Source organism: Actinomyces sp. S6-Spd3, from assembly GCF_000758755.1.
Classification (GTDB): domain Bacteria; phylum Actinomycetota; class Actinomycetes; order Actinomycetales; family Actinomycetaceae; genus Pauljensenia.
Map to the genome: position 1 here is coordinate 1 of NZ_JRMV01000080.1, position 573 is coordinate 573.

Consider the following 573-nt stretch of genomic DNA (forward strand, 5'->3'; position numbering starts at 1 on the left):
GACGGTTCCCGTTCAGGAACAAGGCGATCCTGTACAGTACCGTGCAGCATTTGAGCTTGCTAAGTTCTACTACGAAAACACTGGAGTCTGGGGCGTTAAGACGGGACACATGCCGGCAAGTAACACGGCTTTGAACTCCGAAGAGTACCTCGCAGCTCCGCACCGCGAGCAGTACCTGGAAACTGCAAAGGCATACGGTACGTTGCCTCCACGTGTTGTTGAGTGGTCTGCCATTGATTCATCTATCCAAGAGACCATCGAAGCTACCTGGCTGAATGATGCTGACATTAAATCGACGCTAGATAAGCTTCAGACAGCTGTTGAGGGAATCCTCAAGTAAATCGACAGCTATCTGTCCACCAACGTAGGGTGCCCATCGGTTTGAATCGGTGGGCACCCAACGTTTAAGTCGCAATATGGGGATCGTGGGCACTGTCTGTAAACTTGTGTTTGATTCTTGTTTTGTAGTTTCACTATTTCCAAAATGGCGATGGAGTTAGGGCTTGCGACCACCAAACATGCAAGACGTTGCGGCGCTTGCCGGCGTTTCGCAAAGAACTGTTTCAAACGTTG

The 573-nt window shown here is 50.1% G+C and carries 1 protein-coding gene and 1 pseudogene; both read left to right on the forward strand.

Annotated features, from left to right (window positions below; translation table 11 throughout):
* Window positions 1–340, forward strand: a pseudogene (locus HMPREF1627_RS00490) (ABC transporter substrate-binding protein); the annotation flags it as partial.
* A 163-nt stretch (window positions 341–503) separates the two neighbouring features.
* A partial coding sequence (locus tag HMPREF1627_RS10895) for a LacI family DNA-binding transcriptional regulator (RefSeq protein WP_158705781.1) occupies window positions 504–573 on the forward strand: 70 nt, incomplete at its 3' end.